Origin of the sequence: Vibrio sp. 10N.286.49.C3, assembly GCF_041469545.1 — a bacterium.
Taxonomy (GTDB): Bacteria; Pseudomonadota; Gammaproteobacteria; order Enterobacterales; family Vibrionaceae; genus Vibrio; species Vibrio tasmaniensis_A.
Genome location: NZ_JBFRKT010000055.1, coordinates 30,091 through 48,373, shown reverse-complemented (window position 1 = coordinate 48,373; position 18,283 = coordinate 30,091). Strand labels below are relative to the sequence as shown.

Genomic DNA, 18,283 nt, shown 5'->3' with positions numbered 1-18,283 from the left:
TACCATACTCCGCTACTCACTTTCTGAGTTAGGACGCGTTTTACAGTGTAAAATGGCTCTTTCTAGAAGCTCCAAAGCAGATTTGTCCGCTTCTGGAAGCTTCGCATCCGATTGACCTAACGGTTCAACACGACCGCCCCACTTAATATGGCCAGCACCCCAAGTTAAACCTGCACCAAATGCCGCCACAAGAATGTTTGAGTTAGGTTTAACAAAACCTTGCTCCAATGATTCACACAGTGCAATTGGCACAGTCGCTGCGGATGTGTTGCCGTAGTTTTGGATGTTAACAAACGCTTTCTCGCGCTCAATACCCGCCATATCACACAAAGTCTGGATGATTCGGATGTTGGCTTGGTGCGGAATCACAACATCGATATTGTCGGTTGAGATGCCAGTACGGCTTAATACTGTGTGTGCCGCAGCGCCCATGCCTTTCACTGCACGCTTGAAGATTTCTTTACCTACGAAATCAAAGTCCCAGTAGCCATTATCTGCAGCAAAGCGATCCATAGAAGTACCGAATTTTGGTACCGCTAAAATGTCACGGCCTTCGGCGTCACAACCGATTTGCGCTTCTTGTAAGCCAACCTGCTCTTCAGTGCGAGATAGAACCACAGCACCTGCGCCGTCGCCAAATAGAACCGCAGTATCACGCTTGGTCCAGTCGATGAAGAATGAAAGACGTTCTGCACCCACAACAATGGCATTGCGGTAGTTGCCCGCTTGAATCAGTCGAGTTGCGGTTTCAACGCCATAGATGAAGCCAGTACACGCTGCGTTAAGGTCGAAAGCCGCTGCGCTCTTGATGCCTAGGTTCTGTTGAACTTTAGACGCAGTATTTGGAATAAGGGAATCTGGGCTGCACGTCGCGATGATCACGAGGTCGATATCTTCGGCAGTAAGACCAGCACACGCCATTGCGTGTTGAGCAGCAACAGTCGCTAACTCAGAGGTATTTACATGACTGATACGACGGTTTTCGATACCAGTTCGAGTTCGAATCCACTCGTCAGACGTATCAATGAAAGTGCTTAGATCATCATTGGACAGCACGGCTGGTGGTAGACACTTTCCCCAGCCAGTAATTTCGGCGTAAAATTTTGTCATCATTTACCTATTTATTGTTTGTTTTTATTTAAGTATCGTATTCTAGTTTTAAACAGTATAAGCGCTCCGTGCGTGATTCGTAAATCGCGTTAGACACGGAGTTACAATAAAAAGAGAAAGTTATGTCTACATTCAACACACGTTGCCCTTCTTGTAATGGCGTAAACCGAGTTCCTTCAGAAAGAATTTCAGAAAGCCCAACCTGCGGTAAATGCAAAACAGCATTGCTCGATGGCGCTCCTATCGAGGGAACGTCACTTAATTTCCAATCTATTTTGAATAGTTCACAGCCAGTGGTTGTCGATTTCTGGGCAACATGGTGCAACCCATGTGTTGGCTTTGCGCCAGTGTTCAGTGACGTTGCTAAAGAGCGTTCAGGAGATATTCGATTCGTTAAGATTGATACTGAAGCTCAGCAACAGCTTGCCGCGATGTACCAAATCAGAAGCATTCCAACCGTGATGGTGTTTAAAGATGGTAAACGTGTCGATACGATTAACGGTGCATTACCAAAAGGTCAATTTGATCAATGGCTTAATCAAGCTCTAACCAAGTAACACTATTATTTAAGCTATCGTTTAAGCGATTGGATTAACTTTTGCTTTATTCTAAGTAAGCACACAAAAATAGGTTAGAGAGTCTTATCAAACAAAGACTATCTAACCTACTGTTTTATTTATGGTTATCACTTAACTTCTTGAATTAAACCACAGCTTCGCCTTTCGCTCGAATACTAGACTCTTGCTTACCTAGTCTGTATTCCTTTTTGATTTGATCTGCGACTTTTTCGGCAATCATAATGGTTGGCGCGTTTGTGTTTGCCCCAATCAATGTCGGCATCACAGAAGCATCAATAACTCTTAAGTTATTCAACCCATAGACTTTCAGATTGTTATCTACCACGGCTAATGAATCACTGTTAGGGCCCATTTTACAGGTCCCGACTGGGTGATACTGAGTGTCTGCACGGTTGCGAATATCTTGCTCGATAGCCTCGTCATCACTGGCGTCTACTGGGTAGAAAGCATTACCACGGATGTCGTCAAACGCCGAACTCTCTAACATTTGATACTGCTTCTTCCAGCCCTTAATCATTATCTCCATATCTTCAGGATGACTGAAAAACGCAGGATCGATCTTAGGCGGATCATAAGGATCATTACTATTGAGCGTTACGCTGCCGTTGCTTTTCGGACGCAACAAGGTGACATGAGACGTAAAACCATGACTGGTATGGATTTTTCTTGCATGGTCATCGACAACAGCGACCACAAATACAAACTCTAAATCCGGCACCGCGATATGATCTTCGGAACAAAGAAAACCTATCCCCTCTGCAAAATTACTGCTCATCTTGCCACGGCGTTCTTTGTGCCATAGCGGCAGAGCTTTGGTCATTTCAGAGGCCATTTGTAGCGAGATACCAAAAGTTTCACGCTTTTCACTGCACTTGTACGAATGCACCAAGTCGATATGGTCTTGGAGGTTCTTGCCCACTCCAGGCAACTCATGAACCTGCTCGATGTCATGCGCCTCCAAATCGTCTTTAGCACCGACACCAGACAGTAATAACAACTGGGGAGAACCAAATGCACCAGCAGATAGAATCACCTCTTTGTTGCATTGGATCTGATAACGCTGTCCGTTAAAGCCATATTCGACTCCGACCGCTTTCTTACCTTCGAACAAAACTTTATGTGTGGTTGCTTTGGTCACGACCGTAAGATTTGGTCTCGAAAGGTTTGGCGTTAAGTAAGCCTTGGCAGCACTGCACCGTTCGCCATTCAACTGGGTTACCTGCGTCGGCATCGCCCCAAACTGAGCAGCACCGTTGATGTCTTCATTACGGGGAACCCCTATCGACTCACACGCCGTTAAGTAACGTTCCAACATCGGACTTGGCGATCGAAGGTTAGCCACGTTCAGAGGACCACCTTGGCCGTGAAACTCATCTTGGTGAACTTCGTTATTTTCCGCTTTCTTAAAGTAAGGCAAACACGAATCATAGTTCCAACCTGCATTACCCAAGCTTTCCCATGTATCGTAGTCGGAACGGTGCCCACGAGCGTACATCATCGCATTGATAGAGCTAGACCCACCAAGTGTCTTACCTCTTGGTTGATAACCTTGACGACCATTCAAACCCGGCTGTTCAACGGTTTCAAAGGCCCAGTTGTTTAGCTTAGTTGGCATCATCGCGGCTATACCTACGGGTGTATGGATTAATGGGCTTGTGTCTTTACCACCTGCTTCCAATAGGCAAACCGTGACATTGGGATCTTCAGACAGCCTTGCAGCCATTACACATCCTGCCGAGCCCCCGCCAACAACAATAAAATCATAACTATCCATTTGCCTATCTCCATTGAATGTAGCTCTCGTTTACGCTATTGCCGTCATTGATAACACCATACGAATGAACATTTTACGCGGGGATTTGTAATCATCAAGTTGAACACAATACCATTCCTCTCTGGCCTGCTCTATGACGTGCGTATGTTCATGAAGCACCAATGAGCTTAACTTTCTTCGCTTGAATTATCGTGATGATCAACAACCATCACGGGTGACCTACGCGGATGATTGTATCGCTTTCAAACCATCATAAACATAATCCTAATGGCTTTTCGTCCGCATAAAATCTCGCCAAATCGTAAATTCCGTTATGGTATTTTAGCTCAAGATCTCGATAAATTTCTTTTATCTTAACGACTATTTTTATTCGTTTTACCCAATTCAGTTTCTCCCCCATAGTCGCGGAAAATTCATCGTTTCTTTCACTATTTAGAGGCTCCTGCATTGGACAACATCCAACCAACAACTCGCATAACTGTTCCGGTTATTGCATTGTCTTTTTACGCGATCGCTTCAGGCTATTTAATGAGTTCATTACCATTAATGTTGTCTGAGTATGGCTTAGACAAAAATCTATCGAGTTGGTTGGCGAGTGCATTCTATGCAGGACTTTTAACCGGTACGTTATTGATTGAACGTGCGATTGCACGTGTTGGTCACAGAGATGCGTTTGTTATCGCTCTGGCTATTTTTATCGCAACGATCCTCGTATTACCACTCATCCCACATCAAGCTGTATGGTTATTAGCCCGCTTTGTCGCTGGTGTAGCGGTTGCAGGTATCTTTGTGATTGTAGAGTCTTGGTTAATGAGCGGTGACGAATCTCAGCGCGCGAAACGCTTAGGCGTTTACATGTGTTCGCTATACGGCGGCTCTGCCGTTGGCCAACTCGGCATCGGTTACCTTGGTATTACAGGTGGCGTACCTTTCATTGCAATGTTCACCTTGTTGTTTGGTGCAATCATTGTGTTGATGTACGGACAAGCGACAGCACCACAAATTCACGATGCGCAGTCTTTATCATTAAAGCAAATCAGCAAACTGAGCCACAGCGCTTTGATTGGCTGTATTGTATCTGGATTAACACTTGGATCTATTTACGGGCTGATGCCTGTTGAGCTTGCTCAACGCAACATCGCACACCAAGATATTGGTGGTTTGATGGCGTTAGTGATTATGGGTGGTATGGCCGTTCAACCAATGGTGACATGGTTATCTCATCACATAGGACAAGTGTTATTGATGGCGCTGTTCTGCTTACTAGGGGTTGCAAGCATTGGTGTACTAACGATTAACCATGATTTTTATGTTCTTGGTATGAGCTTGTTTGTGTTAGGTATGGCGACTTTTGCACTTTACCCAATCGCGATTAACTTGGGTTGTCGTAACTTAGACCCGAGCTACTTGGTCTCAGTGACTCAGGTTATGTTGTTGTGTTACAGCATCGGTTCAGTCGCAGGACCATTGGTTGCAGATAGCTTTATGGATTCACAAGCGGGATTATTCACTTACCTGTTCGCGTCTTTACTCGCTACAACGATCTACATGTTGATTGCTAGCTTAAAACGCTCTCCTCTACAGATTGCAGGCGAGTAAGTTCGAATGACAACTATCCTCCTCAGGTAGGATAGTTACCTCTAGAGCTCTTAGTTATGACTTTCCGTCTAACGAAGAGCTCTTTTTGTTTGATGACTTCTGAGCAAAAGTCGACAAAAGCATCAATACTAGAAATAGAGGTGTTCTTCAGGTTAAGGCTGAAATATGTAGCCTTCACCAGTAATGGTAATGATTAGGCCATCCCCGAATAGTGATCTGATCTCAGATATCGCAACAATCACTGACGAGTTAGTGACTGACCCATTCTCCCAGCCAATCTTCTTCAATTGCCCGACACTGAACAATTTCCCTCGGTTTTGATTCATAAACAGAATGATCTTACGATACGCTAAAGGCATGGTAGCCAGAACATAGCCGTTTTCAACATTGCGAATAAGTTTGGTGTCGAGTTCAACTATTTTTCCGTTGAGTTCAAGTATTACGTTGTGTTCAGAGTGGTGAGTATCTATTACAGGATAGGCGTCCATTTTTATACAATTCCCTTACGATATAGCCAGCAACAAAGTTAAATTCAGTCATTTTTGTATAACGTCGCTTATAAGTGGACGTTTAAAATCGAAGATAATGAAAGCAGCGTATACGGTAAAGAGATTAAATTTTTATTATTAATATATGAACAGGATATCAATAAAGGGAAATTAATCCTCCAGTACATAACCTTCGTTGGAAACCGTTTTTATACAACGACAGTCTAAGATCCTTCTTATCTCGTAGATAGCAACCAGAACTGACGCAGATGTGACGGCTTTCCCCGCCCAACCTACACGCTTCAAAACCCGCTTACTGATCACGTGCCCTTTATTTTGATATAAGTAAAAAAGAACCTTACGATGAGGTTCAGCAAGCGTCCCTATTATCGAGCCACACTCCTGATTTCGGACGATCCTCGTATCAGATTGAAACTCTTTTTTATTTAGAACCCACTTAGACGGAAGTTTAAAATCGTCTACGTGATCCGCTATTTTTGGTATGGATTCCTTACGTTTCATAAGCAGTCGTCTTTTAAGATATTTCCAATATTATCGAATGGTACAAAAATACTAAATTGATAGATCACTTAATACCGTACATTTACTGCAAAATTGATCTTGTGGAATTGTTCTAAGAAACGAATTTTTAGTGGACTACCAACTCTACCCGGGAAGTCGATGGCTTTTACGGTATTGGCTTGGAGATAAACCAAAATGCTTTTTAAAGCGATGTGAGAAGTTATAAGGATCTTTGTAACCCAAACGGTTGGCAATCATCGATACCGACCAATCTTGGTATTTTAACAAGCTGGTCGCTTTATCCATTCTTAGTTGAATCAACTTGCTGCGTGGGGATAGGTCGAAGAGCGTTTTGGTAACTCGATTAAGCTGCTCTTCGCTGATAAACACCCTTTGAGCCATACCAGCTACTGTCCATGGTTGATGCAGACTACTTTCAATCTCATTATAGAGCGCTTGAACACGAGCGGTGGTGCTTGTTGATTTGGGTTCAAACCCCGTCAACGTTCGGACTATTTCACTCAAGAGTAACTTACGGTAACTGGCTCGGCCCCCTATCTCAAAGTAAACCAAGTTCATTAGTGACCAAACCTGTTCACACTCTCCGAACGGCACAATCCCCTGACCTAGACTTGCGATGTGCTGCCACTGCTCAGTATCGGGAGTCAACATCCACGCCATTTTCCAATAGTTATATTGCGGGTCGAGTTCAAAACGAAATGGGGTTCCGGCAGGAAGAACCACCAGCGTAAACGGTGTAATCGCTTGTACTGATGTTGTGGTTGTTAGAATGCCTCCACCTTCCATAGTGAAAATCAACGTATGAACATTAACGGATTCTCGCTCAACCCAATAACCGTCGTATAGTTTTGCCATACCGCCCATATATACACCAAAGCTTTTCATCTCTGGGATATCTTCAACGGTCAAAAAACGTTCTTTGCAATGTTCCGCGAGAAAAACATCATCTTGCCACGTTGATTTAGGCTCCATGGTATCAATGACGGATTCGCACAGGTTTTGTTGTTTTTTAAACATGTTGTTACTTCACTCAAATCACTATAGTTCTGCCATAAATCGGAGAGCTTATGACAACTAACATCAACCCTAACTCATCTATGAATAACAAGCCAGAGAGCATATTACCTCGTATCGTTAAACTTGGTTTACCTGTAGCTTTGCAAAGTGCGCTGGTTGCTATTCTTGCCCTTGCTGACGTCTTGATGGTCAGTGATTTTGGTATGGAAGCAGCAGCCGCTGTGGGAATTGCATCAAAATGGCACTTCGTTGCTATTATGATTATGGCAGGGTTGGCCTCAGCAAACGGTACATTAGTCGCTCAATACTGGGGAAAGAATGACCGAAAAAGCGCACGAACAGTATCATCCATCGCGATGGTGTTTGGTTTGAAAGTTCTGCTGCCTGTTACAGCAATCATCACTCTTGGTTCTCAGTTTTTAATGATGTTGCAAACTAGCGATCAAACCGTGATTGAGCTTGGAGCGACTTACCTATGGTATGGGTTCCCTGTTCTACTTCTAACTCACATTGTTGTAGTGGTAGAAGCAAGCATGCGCTCATCAGGTGACACCGTAACACCACTATTGTTAGGTGGTATTACTATTGCACTCAACATTGCGCTTAACTTCGTTCTAATTAAAGGGGCTTTCGGCATTCCAGCAATGGGCGTGGCGGGTGCCGCATTGGCGACAACCTTAGCGCGATTGATTCAAGTGGGCTTGATGTATAGCTACATGCGTATGCGTAAACATTGGCTATTAACGACGCCGAGTTCACCACATCGCCCGTCATTGTGGTTGTCTTACCGTCGCATTGCTTTGCCGTTGACGATGAATGCTGTGTTATGGGCAATGGGCACCATGGCATATCAAATGATTTTCGGTCACATGGGCACGACTGAGCTTGCTGTGTTCTCGATGCTCGCACCATTTGAATCGCTGTGTTACTCGCTCTTCTTTGGTATCTCAGTGGCGTGTTCTGTTTTGTTAGGCCATTCATTAGGCCGTGATGAATTTGATGACGCGATGAGCATGGGTCTAACCTTCATTAAAGCCGTCGTTGGTTTTGGCGCGGTCGTTGGGTTGCTACTGTTTATGGGTAAAGAACATGTTCTATCATGGCTAAACCTTTCTACCGATGCATTGTACCCACTCGCTGCACCTGCAATGACTATTATGTGTTTTGCAGTAGTCATTCGTATGCTCAACATGGTGATCATTAACGGTATTATTCGCGCTGGTGGTGATAACGCTTTTTGCCTGCGAATGGATTTCATCGCGATGTGGATGGTGGGTATTCCAGTATGTGTTTACGGTGCGTTTGTCGCTGGATGGGATTTCAAATACATCTATGGTTTGATGTTGGTAGAAGAAGTGGTGAAGTTAGCTATATGTTCGCACCGATATTTGAGCCGACGCTGGATCAACAACCTCACAGTGACCTACGACGAGCCTCAAGCAGCATAGGCTATTTGGCTACATTTAAGCTGAGATAGCAGCGTATCTACATCAAAAAGGTCTGAGAAATCAGACCTTTTTCGTTCCTTCAGCAACCACTTTAAAACGCCAGTTACTTCTTATTCATTCGGATATGGCGGTTCGACACATTCGGCAGTGGCTTCTCAGGCACTTTACGCTTCTCATGTATCAAATGTCGTATCGCTAAAATCGGATGCTTGAGTAGCATTCTTGGCCCAGCATATCGCATCACTAAACGCATCTGCTCTTTAGGATCAGGCTTATAGCAATGAATCGGACACTTATTGCAGGTTGGCTTCGCCTCGCCATAAGGACAGCGATCAAGTCGTGTTTCAGCATAACGCAACAGTTGCTCGCACTCTTCACATAACGCGTTATTCTGACGAACCGCACCGTGGTGATCTTTGCAGTAGATGTGTACCATCGCAATAACGGTTTTGTACTCCGTTGCGAGTTCGCCTTGTAGAATGTTGTTATGTTGGAACATGATTAATTACCTAATGAGAGACCGTACAGGTTGAGTTCTAGATCTAAAATGATTATCCTCCACCGCATAAACTAAATACAAGGCTATGCAGCAATGAACCGTAAGAAAAAAATCAATCAAATTCTAAAGAAAAGACAGAAACAGGCGAATTCTAAACTGCATGGTAGCAACAAGCCTCGCTATATTTCTAAAGCTGATCGCGCAAAAATGGAAGCTGAAGAGCAAGCGAAAGCCGCTCTAGAACAAGCAGAAGGATCTGTAGAAGCTGGTATCGAAACTGAAGAGACAAAAGCTGCAGAGTAAGCTTTTGACTCACGAGATACTCTTGCTCAGCGCTCAAATCAGAGCCTGTAGACAAGAACAAAAAAAGCAGCCTCTATTTAGGCTGCTTTTTTGATCCTACCGTATTAACCTAGCGACTTAGCGATTCAATTAACCTTTGAATGGTTTAACTTCCCAGCGTGCGAACGGCGCTTTTGCATTAATCCCTGCTCTTCCCCAGCGGTCTACCGAGTCAACAACAAGAATTCGCTCATTAGGCACCAATGACTTAATCAAAGTCGTCGGCTTTTTCGCTGTCACTAACCATAGCGCATCGTCTTCTGAAAACATCGCTTTGAGCTTCGCTTTATCTTGCTCTGTCCATTCCAGTTCAGCTTTGAACATACGTTCTTCAACAAACAGTTGGCTGCCAGAAGCAAAATCTTCCAAGCTTTCTGAAAGCAACAATACTGAATCTACATCGTTATCCAATAATACCGCTTGTTGCTTGTTAATCAGTTCACGTACATCAAGCATCACACGCTGCAAATTACGATCAATCGTCTCTGCTTGCGCTGGCCACAATAACTTAAAGTCGTCAGCCACGATAGCGGCCATTCGCGTTAGATTGGTTGGATTTAACCAAGCATACTTAGACACATCACCACTCGATAACGTCAACGCAGCGACACCTTGTGCTCGTGGAGTAATCGCTTGAGCCGCATCCACCTCTACCAAACGGATGTTACCCTGCCTTGCGTATACAAATGTAGGATCCGCTTGCCAAATAGATGACAGTGTTAATGCAACGGTCGCCTTCTCTCCTGACTTAAGCACCTTGCTTTCACCCTTAGTGCCAAACCAGTTAGGCAAGCGATCAATGCCGTAACGTTTTGGTGGTAGGTATTCAGTGGTAATGTCAGTGCCTTTGGTTAGCTCTGTTGCCAATGCATAAGTCACAGGTGTGCTCGTTAAGATATCTTCTGCATTAGCGTTCAGTGACACCACAGATCCAGCCATTAACACACTACCAAGTACACCCACTTGAGCCGCTGTTTTTACTGAGCTTGAAATACGATTCATCAAAGGAGTCATGGTTATGCCTTTCTTATAATTCGGTATAGCGTTGCCGCTAGGAAAAACGTTGCAGAAACGATGATTATTGAAGCGCCTGACGGCACAGGCAGTTTAAGTTCCATCGGTAATACCGTTCCGACTAAACATGCAATGGTTGCCAGCAACGCAGAAAGCAAAACAAAGCTCCCCATGCGTTTAGTCAACAATCGCGCCGTAGCACCCGGAATCAATAATAACGCACCAACCAAAACAGCACCCACGATCTTCACCGCAGCAATCGTCACCAAAGTAATCATCATCACAAACAGGTAGTCATAGAAGCTGGTGTTATAGCCGCGCACCTTGGCAATATCCGGGCTAATACAAGTGAGAAGAATACGGTTGAACGTCGGTATCAAGAGCAAAATGATGAGCGCGCAGCTGCCTGCGAGAATTGCTAAATCTTGGTCTGTTACCGTGAGAATCGAGCCAAATAACACGTTCTCAAGCATGTGGATATTGATCTTACGCGCCACGTACATCAGCAATGCCGCACCTACTGCCAATGCTAGCGCTAGAAAAACACCGACTAAGGTATCGTATGGCACATTGGTTCTGTTTCTTACAAAGTGAAGAAGCAAAGCGAAGATCATACAGAAGCTAAACAAGCCAATAATTGGGTTTTCTGGTGGCTCACCAAGCAAAACACCAATGGCAATACCGGTTAATGCTGCGTGACCTACCGCTTCAGAGAAGAATGCCAAGCGTTTAGCAATCACCAAAGTACCAAGGCCACCTAATAACGGGCCAAGTAACAATGCGGCAACCAGTGCATTCACCATAAACGCATACATGAAGCTGTCTGATAACCAACCCGCTTCAACGCCACTAATGGCAAGTTGTCGTAACCACTCCATTACGCAACCTCCTTCGATTTGGGGATGGCAGATCCACTGCTATAGTGCTGAAACAGACTCTCGATTTTAGTAGGGTGTAGTACTTGTTCATGTGGACCACTATCCACCAAGAATCGATTCACAACATGTACATTCGCTTCAAGGCGACGCACTGCGGTTACATCATGGTGAACGGCAAGAATCGTACGGCCTTCATCAACGCATTCACGAACTAGCGATTCTAAATAACGAACGCCTTGTTCATCCATGCCGGTAGTGGGTTCGTCCAACACCAATAAACTTGGGTTATCCAGTAATGCTTGTGCAAACAACACGCGTTGCTGCTCACCACCCGATAGCTGCCCCATACGGCGGTCGCTACGAGTCGCCATACCCACACGGTCGAGTTGCGCTAATGCAAGATCCAATTGCTTAGACTTACGACGCCAAAATAGCGGAATTCGAGTTTGGTTGAGTAGTACAAAGTCCATTACCGTCAGAGGTAAACTCGATTCGAAGGTCGCTTTCTGAGGAACGTAACCAATGCTTGGCTTTTCTGGCCAATGAATGTTGATTTGACCAGAGAAAGGCGTCAAACCAAGAACTGAACGTAGCAAAGAGGTTTTGCCACCGCCGTTTGGCCCCATGATCACATGGCACTCACCCGCTTTAAGATCTAGCGTGATATCATCAAGAATCACGTTGTTGTCGTATTGCAGACCGAGTTGGTTGATTGAAATCGATGGACCTTGCATTACGCCTTCCCACTTTTAGCCTGGTTAGCCGCAGCAAATTTCATGGCTTCGATTAACGTTTCTAAGTTCTTCTTCATCTCAACTTCTACCTTATCGTCTTGATACTCACCGTGCGTCATGTGAGAGAAACGGTAAAGCTGAACGCCTGTTTCTGCTTCAATCGTGTCAACAAAGCGGTTTGGCATGTTTAGCTCGTAGAACAGAACATCAATGCCTGATGCGCGGATTTTCTCGATCGTATCTTGCAGTTGGCTCGCACTTGGTTCAACACCGTGTGCCGGCTCGATCACCGCCGCGACATCAACACCAAACTCTTGCAGAATGTACCCATAAGCATTGTGCGTGGTCGCCACTTTCATGCCTGAAGTATCGAGTTCACCTAATGACAACATCGCATCACGCTTCATAAAACGAAATTGCTTGGCGTACTTACGCGCGTTCTTGCGATAAAACGCCGCGTTGTCTGGGTCGAGCTTAGAAACTTCACTCGCGATGGTGTACACCTTTTGGATTGTTGTAGAAAGTCCAACAAACGTATGTGGGTTCACTGCGCCTTGGCCAACAGACTGGCCTAATGCAGGAAGTAGAGGTACTTCTTTGTTCGCTTCGATGACCATTAAATCATCACGTTGCGCAGCTGAAATGACTTTTAGTGCGAAGTCATCGTGGCCAATACCGTTTACCACGATTGCATCCATCTGGCTCAATCGCTTCAAGTCATTTGGTTGTGGTAAGTAGTTATGCGGGTTAAAGCCAGCATCAACCAAAGGAAGGATGTTCACTTTGTCACCTACCACTGCTTTTACGTAGCTATAGTAAGGCTGTAGGGTAATACCTATCGTCAACTTATCGCTGTCGACTGTGTATTCTTTTGCCAATGCATTGGGTGTCGATAACACCGCCATTAACGACATCAATAGAGTCATGAATCGCATAGTAAATCTCTTATTATTTGTGAACTTATGGTCAATGAGCTGATTAGTCCGTAAGCTTTTTGATTTTGTGAACATCTTCTTTTTGAACATATTGCTGATGAGAACCTAAAGTTTGAAACATTGCTTAATGAGAAGCAGCGTCATGTTGTTCAGATACTTCTGACTCGTTCACCACCAGTTTCCAGCCTGCGGATTCCAATGTGTTTTCATCAAATTGAGTAGGTTGGCTTGCGACACCACCAAAGAAAATCCAGATTTCCGGAGAAACACTGTTCGCGTTTAAAATAAACGAGTCCGCGAAGCCATGAGTGTTTGGCGTAGCTTGTTCGCTTGGTGTAGCGTATTCACTTGGCGTAGAGAAGTAATAACCACGCTCGTCCAATAACCAAGTATGAGAACCTTTGCGCTTCCAACTCTGGTCTTCAACAAAAGGCGCGACCCATTCGTCTTTCAGCGACACAACGCTTGGCCATTCGCCGTCTAAGTCCATGCGAAGATCTCGAATCTCTTCATGAGCCAAACGGAGTTCTGACAGCATCGCCAAGTTTTCTTGCTCAACATCAGTCACTAAGACTTGGTGATCAAGGGTCACTTCGATATGAGATTCTGCTTGATTAAACGGAATAGCAACCGTCGCAAAACAAAGGATGAATATAATGATTAGGCCAACCCACTTGCCCTCTCTTCCGCCTGTGTCAGCGCGTACACTTTGAATCATCATTTTTCTTTGATCTCTACAACGTCGACTTCAACAGGAAACTCGTGACCTGAATCAAACACGAGGTAAAACTCAGAATTTGGGTTTGGAAATTCGACAATAGAGCGTTTATCCGTCATCTCTTTTGCAATCAAGTTGTCTTCGTAGTCATACATCTCAACCGCGTAATCAATCGCTTTACTACCGTCTGAATAGCCCGCTTCGCAAGCCACTGTTTTGCGTTCAAACCAGCAGCTCATCAATGGAAAGTGTGCTTGCGCAGGTAATGCAGCGAAACCAAGTCCCAGAGCCAAGCATGGAGTGATTATCGATTTTAGTTTTGTTTTTATTGTCATGGTTCGTACCCTAGCCACATTGCAAATTCTCAGTAGTAAACTGAGCGATAAAGGGCTCAAATGAGCCCTTAAGTTTTTTGGTTGCTTAATCAGGGATCTAGCCCCGACATCACAGACTATTGAAGCAGTGCTTCGAACGTTAGGTGAACGTTCGCGCTTGCTTTGTCTGCCAGTGGGTTGTCAATCAACTCACCTTTGTAGTTCGCTTTCATTACGTAACGACCCGCTACATCTGGAGTGAACGTGATTTCGCCGTTCTCGTCGCTCACTACATCAATCTGTTCTTGGTGGTTGCGGTAAAGCGTGCCTTCACGAGTGATCTCAGCTTTCACGTCTTTTTGAATTTCACCGTTGTAGAAGAATTGGAACGTGACTGGTTCGCCTTCAACGATGTCTGAAGGGTGTGTCACAGGCTTCATTTCTAGAAGCTTCCCTTCAATTTTGAATACTGAATCCGTTGGCTTACCTACTGTGATGTAGCTTTCAGCACGAGTGAAGCTGATTTGTGTTACCACGTCACGTGATTTTTCAGGAAGTACAGAGTCACGTTCCGCTTTGTTTGCTTTGATCCATTTCACAGTGTCACGACGGCCCGCTTTGTACTGTGTGTAGTAAGATGGCTGGTTGTTAATCGCAACTTTGTGTGTACCTTCTTCTTCGAAGTAGAAATCGAAGATTGAACGACGTTTACCGCGAACAACAAAGTTTGGACGCTCGCTACGGCCATCAGGCATGATGACATGTGCATTTTCGCTGCCTGCAGGCTTATCAAAAACAAACGTACCGTGAGACGCAGTCACGTCGAACGTTAGCCAATCACCGCCTTCTTTCGATACGGTAAAGTGTGATGGCAAAATCCAGCGTGGGTGGGCTTGTGCTGTTGTCGTAGCCGCTAGGCCGAACGCCATAACACCCGCTAGAGCAAGTGCCTTTATTTTTGTCTGTTTCATCATGTTCAATTCCATTATTTGTAATTTTTAATCGTGTCACTCAATGAGCGTCTACGATGGCTACCATTATTTATCGCTTCTTTATCTACTACTTAACGATATAGTTGAGCGCAATCTGACCGGTCTCTTCCGTTGGTTCTAATTGGTAAGAAGCATTTTTGTCAGTGAGTGCTACTTTTTGGCGAAGATAGTTTCGGCCACCATGTTCACGTACAACTTCAATATGAACAGTGTATTCACCTTGCTCTAACGATTGACCGGCATCATTTTTGCCATCCCAAGCAAAACGATATTGACCAACAGGACGTGTTGCGGAAGTCACGGCATCAACGAGTTCGCGGTCGTAACGGCCGACTTTTCGCCACCAACTTCGTAAATCTTTAAGCCATTCATCTTGGCCGACCCAAAGCTCAATGGTTTTCACTGACTTTCTTTCACTGTTCTCTACCCATATCGCTACGTAAGGGCGCTTGTATGGAGAAGCCTCAATTCTTGGTAACTCGAAATGCACATCGAGCTTTGCTGTGTCAGGAAGCACCTCAGCCATGCCTAAGCTTGGTATAAGAGACAAAGCAAGGAGCGATTTGCTCCAATTCATTTTTTTCATGTTTAACAACCTTTCAAATCCGTTGCGCCTTTAATTCACCTTCACACCGCCTCATGGATCGGATCGCGGGTTACGGTACGGCGACAAAATAGATAGCAAGTGAAATTGCAGACCCAAATACCGTCCATTTAATAGAGGTATTGAGTGTTTTTTTCTTAGGTAACAGTAAGCACACGCCAGTCAGTACAAAGAAGATCATCAGCAGCGCAGTGATATCGATAAACCACTTCCACACTTCACCGCTATTACGCCCTTTGTGTAGGTCATTCAACAATGCAATAACGCCATAATTCGTTGTTTCGACTTCCACCATTTCAGAAGTCACATCAACAAACACAGAAGCGTTGTAGCCAGGTCCTTTGAAGTCCATAGACACTTCACCGATGAGTAACTCACCGTCTTCAATCTCTGCGTATATGTCTAACCCCGAAGGAACGCCAGATAGGTTTGCTTCTTCAAATAAAAACGTTTCAAAAGCAGACTCGTCGGCTTTCAGTCGACCGTCTTGAATCGTAAACAAACTCGTGGGAAGCGTTAGCGTAGAGTGTTGGATATTGGGTTGGCTTGATTCGAACAGCTCAGGGCGATTAAGGGTAATACCTGTCACTGAAAAGAAGAGAACAACAAACAACAGTGCCATTGAAATATAAACATGAAGTCGACGAGCCCATGATTGAACCGCCCTACTTTTTAACGACATACAAACCAATACCTATAGATTTTATGGCGACAATTTAGTTGATAATCATTCGTATTGGCATTCAATTTACATTATTTACGTTATCCATAATGTAAGTGGCCGAGTTACAAGTTATTACAGAACGCTCCTAAGAATACCGTTAATGTATTAAGCAACATTTGCTTAGATAAGGGTCATCATGAAAAGTTTATTGCTAGGGGTAACCATTCTTCTACTGTCTGCTTGTAATTCAAATTCAAGCTCGAGTTCACCTAAATCCACGACACCGACGGCCGTTGCTAGCGTTGAAAATGTGGCTGACAAAGCGATGATCAAGCAGATCGGAGCGTACATGAAATTGAATTACTGGGATCGATATAATTACGCCAAAAGACCCCACTACCTGATTCGTGTCAATGCTAAAGATGAGCCTATAAATGCATTCATTATTAATCCTCAGTCAGTTCTAAAAAGTGCGACCAAGATCAGTTCAGCAGAATCTGGTGGTATGAAAATCTATGAATACAAAAAGGAAATGCATAGTGCCGTAACTAAGATAAACAACGGTTCAAATAACCTGTACACCTTCGACTTACTTATTGATGGTCACAAATACTACGCACAAAAATACACGGATGCAGTCGCTAACAATCAACACCCATTTACCAATGACCTTTTATTTGCGCCTCATGAGGTATTCCACATCTATCAAACCTCTTGGGCGAAAAAAAGCAATTGGCGACAGGACGTTGACAATTACCCTACAACCAAAAGCATTATCCAAGACGAGTTAATACTCACCGAGCTGTTTGATGGACTACCTAGAAAATTGACTAAGGTGGAAGCTCGTGAGCTGTTGAAACAATATGTGGCAATTAGGCAACGACAAATGCTTAACGACAATACATCGTTGGTTGAGAACATGGCCCTAGCACAAGAACGCATAGAAGGCTCGGCAGAATACATCACCGTCTTAACAGCCAGAAAAGTATATAAAAACAATAGCTTGAGCTTCGATAAAGGAAGAAGTTTTAGCTTGAATCTAAAAAATAAAAAAGACGTAAAGTGGCACTTTGGATTCTACGTTTTTTATAACAGTGGCGCCTCTGTCATTTATCTTTTAGACCAACTTGGTTACAAAATAGAACAACTGGAAAAAGCAATGTCGCCTTACGACGCTGCATTATCTGTTGTCGGGCATGATGTTGATGCATATCAACGAGCACTAAAATCAGTAGGCTCTAAAGTCGCTCAATTTGAAAAGGACGCAATAAAATACTCTTCACTGAGATAACTCAGTATGTCCACTCCGGTTCGTCGGTATGTCACGTTTTCAGACAAAGGTTGGGGGTTAAGCATGGCTAAGATAGAGATACTGCAATGGCGTGTTTACTAATTTAAATAACGCTGTTGTATATTTAGATATATGAATAATCATACTCACTAAAAAGGATTTTTAATGCGTATCTATATTCCCATTGCTATGATTTTTATCAGCGCTTGTACTAGCCAGATTGTTAGTACTGACGAACATGTCGAGAGTTACATCGGTTCCAATATTGCAGATGCTCAAGCTTTGTATTTAACGCCCCACTCTCAAGCTGTTACATTTTGGGAGTCACGCACATTTGCTTGGGTAGAAACTCAAACCTCACTCGAGAATGGTGAAATACAGCATTCTTTCAAAAACCCCTATCGTGACTGCACCATTAACTGGATTGTAAACCAAAGCGGAATGATCATTGCGGGATCACACAGTGGCGAGATGTGCAGCCTTTAACTAGAATTCTCTTTATCTTTATACCAATCGTAGTAAATAACTGTTCATCCTAGCTGGTTAAAACACTCGATAACATCGTTAGAAATTTTCATTGTAGAATAACTACTTATCGAAAATTTCCGCCTTGTTCTCAAGCATTTTTCCTGCGCTATTTATGATCACTTACTTACTGTGATTGGTAATATTCTTACCTCAGTCAAACAACAGCACCGCTCAGGCACCAAGGTTTAAGGTTTAAGTCTATTGAATACAAAA

At 44.0% G+C, this 18,283-nt stretch carries 22 protein-coding genes; 6 read left to right on the top strand and 16 right to left on the bottom strand.

Going from position 1 to position 18,283, the window contains the following annotated elements; translation table 11 throughout:
• Nucleotides 1–12 precede the first annotated feature (12 nt).
• Complete coding sequence (locus AB4180_RS19870) at nucleotides 13–1,110, bottom strand: ketoacyl-ACP synthase III (RefSeq protein WP_102249604.1); 1,098 nt, start codon at nucleotides 1,108–1,110, stop codon at nucleotides 13–15.
• 122 nt (nucleotides 1,111–1,232) lie between these two features.
• Between AB4180_RS19870 and trxC the strand changes: the two genes are divergently transcribed.
• On the top strand, nucleotides 1,233–1,667 hold the full coding sequence (trxC, locus tag AB4180_RS19865; protein WP_017097619.1) for a thioredoxin TrxC: 435 nt from the start codon (nucleotides 1,233–1,235) through the stop codon (nucleotides 1,665–1,667).
• Between the two features lie 145 nt (nucleotides 1,668–1,812).
• On the opposite strand, the gene AB4180_RS19860 is transcribed toward trxC, so the two are convergent.
• Both AB4180_RS19860 and AB4180_RS19855 read right to left on the bottom strand, forming a co-directional pair.
• Entirely contained in the window at nucleotides 1,813–3,462 is a 1,650-nt protein-coding gene (locus AB4180_RS19860; RefSeq protein WP_102249605.1) for a GMC family oxidoreductase, read from the bottom strand.
• Between the two features lie 250 nt (nucleotides 3,463–3,712).
• Nucleotides 3,713–3,910: a hypothetical protein gene (locus tag AB4180_RS19855; protein WP_102249606.1), complete on the bottom strand. Its 198-nt coding sequence runs from the start codon at nucleotides 3,908–3,910 to the stop codon at nucleotides 3,713–3,715.
• On the opposite strand from AB4180_RS19855, the gene AB4180_RS19850 reads away from it, so the two are divergent.
• Complete coding sequence (locus AB4180_RS19850) at nucleotides 3,910–5,061, top strand: MFS transporter (protein WP_017102114.1); 1,152 nt, start codon at nucleotides 3,910–3,912, stop codon at nucleotides 5,059–5,061. The two genes, AB4180_RS19855 and AB4180_RS19850, sit on opposite strands and share 1 nt — an antisense overlap.
• 152 nt (nucleotides 5,062–5,213) lie before the next feature.
• Here the strand turns inward: AB4180_RS19850 and AB4180_RS19845 are convergent, their stop codons facing one another.
• The 3 genes from AB4180_RS19845 to AB4180_RS19835 form a co-directional block, all read right to left on the bottom strand.
• On the bottom strand, nucleotides 5,214–5,549 hold the full coding sequence (locus tag AB4180_RS19845) for a winged helix-turn-helix domain-containing protein (protein ID WP_012600601.1): 336 nt from the start codon (nucleotides 5,547–5,549) through the stop codon (nucleotides 5,214–5,216).
• A 171-nt stretch (nucleotides 5,550–5,720) separates the two neighbouring features.
• Nucleotides 5,721–6,071 carry a winged helix-turn-helix domain-containing protein gene (locus AB4180_RS19840; RefSeq protein WP_102249607.1) on the bottom strand — a complete coding sequence of 117 codons (351 nt, stop codon included), beginning with the start codon at nucleotides 6,069–6,071 and terminating at the stop codon, nucleotides 5,721–5,723.
• A 144-nt stretch (nucleotides 6,072–6,215) separates the two neighbouring features.
• Nucleotides 6,216–7,109: a helix-turn-helix domain-containing protein gene (locus AB4180_RS19835; RefSeq protein WP_012600599.1), complete on the bottom strand. Its 894-nt coding sequence runs from the start codon at nucleotides 7,107–7,109 to the stop codon at nucleotides 6,216–6,218.
• Between the two features lie 50 nt (nucleotides 7,110–7,159).
• Here AB4180_RS19835 and AB4180_RS19830 point away from each other — a divergent pair, with 50 nt between their 5' ends.
• On the top strand, nucleotides 7,160–8,557 hold the full coding sequence (locus AB4180_RS19830) for an MATE family efflux transporter (RefSeq protein ID WP_102249608.1): 1,398 nt from the start codon (nucleotides 7,160–7,162) through the stop codon (nucleotides 8,555–8,557).
• Nucleotides 8,558–8,660: 103 nt separating this feature from the next.
• Here AB4180_RS19830 and AB4180_RS19825 read toward each other — a convergent pair whose 3' ends face one another.
• Nucleotides 8,661–9,056 carry a nitrous oxide-stimulated promoter family protein gene (locus AB4180_RS19825; protein ID WP_065680040.1) on the bottom strand — a complete coding sequence of 132 codons (396 nt, stop codon included), beginning with the start codon at nucleotides 9,054–9,056 and terminating at the stop codon, nucleotides 8,661–8,663.
• A gap of 93 nt (nucleotides 9,057–9,149) precedes the next feature.
• On the opposite strand from AB4180_RS19825, the gene AB4180_RS19820 reads away from it, so the two are divergent.
• Nucleotides 9,150–9,359: a DUF2986 domain-containing protein gene (locus AB4180_RS19820; protein WP_102249609.1), complete on the top strand. Its 210-nt coding sequence runs from the start codon at nucleotides 9,150–9,152 to the stop codon at nucleotides 9,357–9,359.
• 129 nt (nucleotides 9,360–9,488) lie between these two features.
• On the opposite strand, the gene AB4180_RS19815 is transcribed toward AB4180_RS19820, so the two are convergent.
• From AB4180_RS19815 to AB4180_RS19775, 9 genes are all read right to left on the bottom strand, one after another.
• Entirely contained in the window at nucleotides 9,489–10,412 is a 924-nt protein-coding gene (locus tag AB4180_RS19815; protein ID WP_009845394.1) for an ABC transporter substrate-binding protein, read from the bottom strand.
• A gap of 2 nt (nucleotides 10,413–10,414) precedes the next feature.
• Nucleotides 10,415–11,290, bottom strand: a complete 876-nt coding sequence (locus tag AB4180_RS19810; RefSeq protein ID WP_012600593.1) for a metal ABC transporter permease — start codon at nucleotides 11,288–11,290, stop codon at nucleotides 10,415–10,417.
• On the bottom strand, nucleotides 11,290–12,024 hold the full coding sequence (locus AB4180_RS19805; RefSeq protein ID WP_017097630.1) for a metal ABC transporter ATP-binding protein: 735 nt from the start codon (nucleotides 12,022–12,024) through the stop codon (nucleotides 11,290–11,292). Before AB4180_RS19805 ends, AB4180_RS19810 begins: the two co-directional genes overlap by 1 nt.
• Nucleotides 12,024–12,959 carry a metal ABC transporter solute-binding protein, Zn/Mn family gene (locus AB4180_RS19800; RefSeq protein WP_029222760.1) on the bottom strand — a complete coding sequence of 312 codons (936 nt, stop codon included), beginning with the start codon at nucleotides 12,957–12,959 and terminating at the stop codon, nucleotides 12,024–12,026. Before AB4180_RS19800 ends, AB4180_RS19805 begins: the two co-directional genes overlap by 1 nt.
• A gap of 124 nt (nucleotides 12,960–13,083) precedes the next feature.
• On the bottom strand, nucleotides 13,084–13,680 hold the full coding sequence (locus AB4180_RS19795; RefSeq protein WP_017102110.1) for a DUF6162 family protein: 597 nt from the start codon (nucleotides 13,678–13,680) through the stop codon (nucleotides 13,084–13,086).
• On the bottom strand, nucleotides 13,677–14,012 hold the full coding sequence (locus AB4180_RS19790; protein ID WP_102249610.1) for a rod-binding protein: 336 nt from the start codon (nucleotides 14,010–14,012) through the stop codon (nucleotides 13,677–13,679). Before AB4180_RS19790 ends, AB4180_RS19795 begins: the two co-directional genes overlap by 4 nt.
• Nucleotides 14,013–14,128: 116 nt before the next feature.
• Nucleotides 14,129–14,965: a DUF4198 domain-containing protein gene (locus AB4180_RS19785; protein ID WP_048608220.1), complete on the bottom strand. Its 837-nt coding sequence runs from the start codon at nucleotides 14,963–14,965 to the stop codon at nucleotides 14,129–14,131.
• 85 nt (nucleotides 14,966–15,050) lie between these two features.
• A complete protein-coding gene (locus AB4180_RS19780) occupies nucleotides 15,051–15,569 on the bottom strand; it encodes a DUF2271 domain-containing protein (RefSeq protein ID WP_102249611.1) in 519 nt (172 codons plus the stop codon).
• Between the two features lie 70 nt (nucleotides 15,570–15,639).
• Nucleotides 15,640–16,269 carry a PepSY-associated TM helix domain-containing protein gene (locus AB4180_RS19775; RefSeq protein WP_102249612.1) on the bottom strand — a complete coding sequence of 210 codons (630 nt, stop codon included), beginning with the start codon at nucleotides 16,267–16,269 and terminating at the stop codon, nucleotides 15,640–15,642.
• Nucleotides 16,270–16,447: 178 nt separating this feature from the next.
• Between AB4180_RS19775 and AB4180_RS19770 the strand changes: the two genes are divergently transcribed.
• Together AB4180_RS19770 and AB4180_RS19765 are read left to right on the top strand one after the other, a co-directional pair.
• Nucleotides 16,448–17,542 carry a hypothetical protein gene (locus AB4180_RS19770; protein WP_133151483.1) on the top strand — a complete coding sequence of 365 codons (1,095 nt, stop codon included), beginning with the start codon at nucleotides 16,448–16,450 and terminating at the stop codon, nucleotides 17,540–17,542.
• 165 nt (nucleotides 17,543–17,707) lie between these two features.
• Nucleotides 17,708–18,028, top strand: a complete 321-nt coding sequence (locus AB4180_RS19765; protein WP_102249614.1) for a hypothetical protein — start codon at nucleotides 17,708–17,710, stop codon at nucleotides 18,026–18,028.
• The last annotated feature ends 255 nt before the right edge of the window (nucleotides 18,029–18,283 follow it).

Excerpts from the sequence above, each read along its gene's own strand:
- AB4180_RS19870 (WP_102249604.1), bottom strand. The coding sequence starts at position 1,110 with ATGACAAAATTTTACGCCGAAATTACTGGCTGGGGAAAGTGTCTACCA.
- trxC (WP_017097619.1), top strand. The coding sequence starts at position 1,233 with ATGTCTACATTCAACACACGTTGCCCTTCTTGTAATGGCGTAAACCGA.
- AB4180_RS19860 (WP_102249605.1), bottom strand. The coding sequence starts at position 3,462 with ATGGATAGTTATGATTTTATTGTTGTTGGCGGGGGCTCGGCAGGATGT.
- AB4180_RS19855 (WP_102249606.1), bottom strand. The coding sequence starts at position 3,910 with ATGCAGGAGCCTCTAAATAGTGAAAGAAACGATGAATTTTCCGCGACT.
- AB4180_RS19845 (WP_012600601.1), bottom strand. The coding sequence starts at position 5,549 with ATGGACGCCTATCCTGTAATAGATACTCACCACTCTGAACACAACGTA.
- AB4180_RS19840 (WP_102249607.1), bottom strand. The coding sequence starts at position 6,071 with ATGAAACGTAAGGAATCCATACCAAAAATAGCGGATCACGTAGACGAT.
- AB4180_RS19835 (WP_012600599.1), bottom strand. The coding sequence starts at position 7,109 with ATGTTTAAAAAACAACAAAACCTGTGCGAATCCGTCATTGATACCATG.
- AB4180_RS19830 (WP_102249608.1), top strand. The coding sequence starts at position 7,160 with ATGACAACTAACATCAACCCTAACTCATCTATGAATAACAAGCCAGAG.
- AB4180_RS19825 (WP_065680040.1), bottom strand. The coding sequence starts at position 9,056 with ATGTTCCAACATAACAACATTCTACAAGGCGAACTCGCAACGGAGTAC.
- AB4180_RS19820 (WP_102249609.1), top strand. The coding sequence starts at position 9,150 with ATGAACCGTAAGAAAAAAATCAATCAAATTCTAAAGAAAAGACAGAAA.
- AB4180_RS19815 (WP_009845394.1), bottom strand. The coding sequence starts at position 10,412 with ATGACTCCTTTGATGAATCGTATTTCAAGCTCAGTAAAAACAGCGGCT.
- AB4180_RS19810 (WP_012600593.1), bottom strand. The coding sequence starts at position 11,290 with ATGGAGTGGTTACGACAACTTGCCATTAGTGGCGTTGAAGCGGGTTGG.
- AB4180_RS19805 (WP_017097630.1), bottom strand. The coding sequence starts at position 12,024 with ATGCAAGGTCCATCGATTTCAATCAACCAACTCGGTCTGCAATACGAC.
- AB4180_RS19800 (WP_029222760.1), bottom strand. The coding sequence starts at position 12,959 with ATGCGATTCATGACTCTATTGATGTCGTTAATGGCGGTGTTATCGACA.
- AB4180_RS19795 (WP_017102110.1), bottom strand. The coding sequence starts at position 13,680 with ATGATGATTCAAAGTGTACGCGCTGACACAGGCGGAAGAGAGGGCAAG.
- AB4180_RS19790 (WP_102249610.1), bottom strand. The coding sequence starts at position 14,012 with ATGACAATAAAAACAAAACTAAAATCGATAATCACTCCATGCTTGGCT.
- AB4180_RS19785 (WP_048608220.1), bottom strand. The coding sequence starts at position 14,965 with ATGATGAAACAGACAAAAATAAAGGCACTTGCTCTAGCGGGTGTTATG.
- AB4180_RS19780 (WP_102249611.1), bottom strand. The coding sequence starts at position 15,569 with ATGAAAAAAATGAATTGGAGCAAATCGCTCCTTGCTTTGTCTCTTATA.
- AB4180_RS19775 (WP_102249612.1), bottom strand. The coding sequence starts at position 16,269 with ATGTCGTTAAAAAGTAGGGCGGTTCAATCATGGGCTCGTCGACTTCAT.
- AB4180_RS19770 (WP_133151483.1), top strand. The coding sequence starts at position 16,448 with ATGAAAAGTTTATTGCTAGGGGTAACCATTCTTCTACTGTCTGCTTGT.
- AB4180_RS19765 (WP_102249614.1), top strand. The coding sequence starts at position 17,708 with ATGCGTATCTATATTCCCATTGCTATGATTTTTATCAGCGCTTGTACT.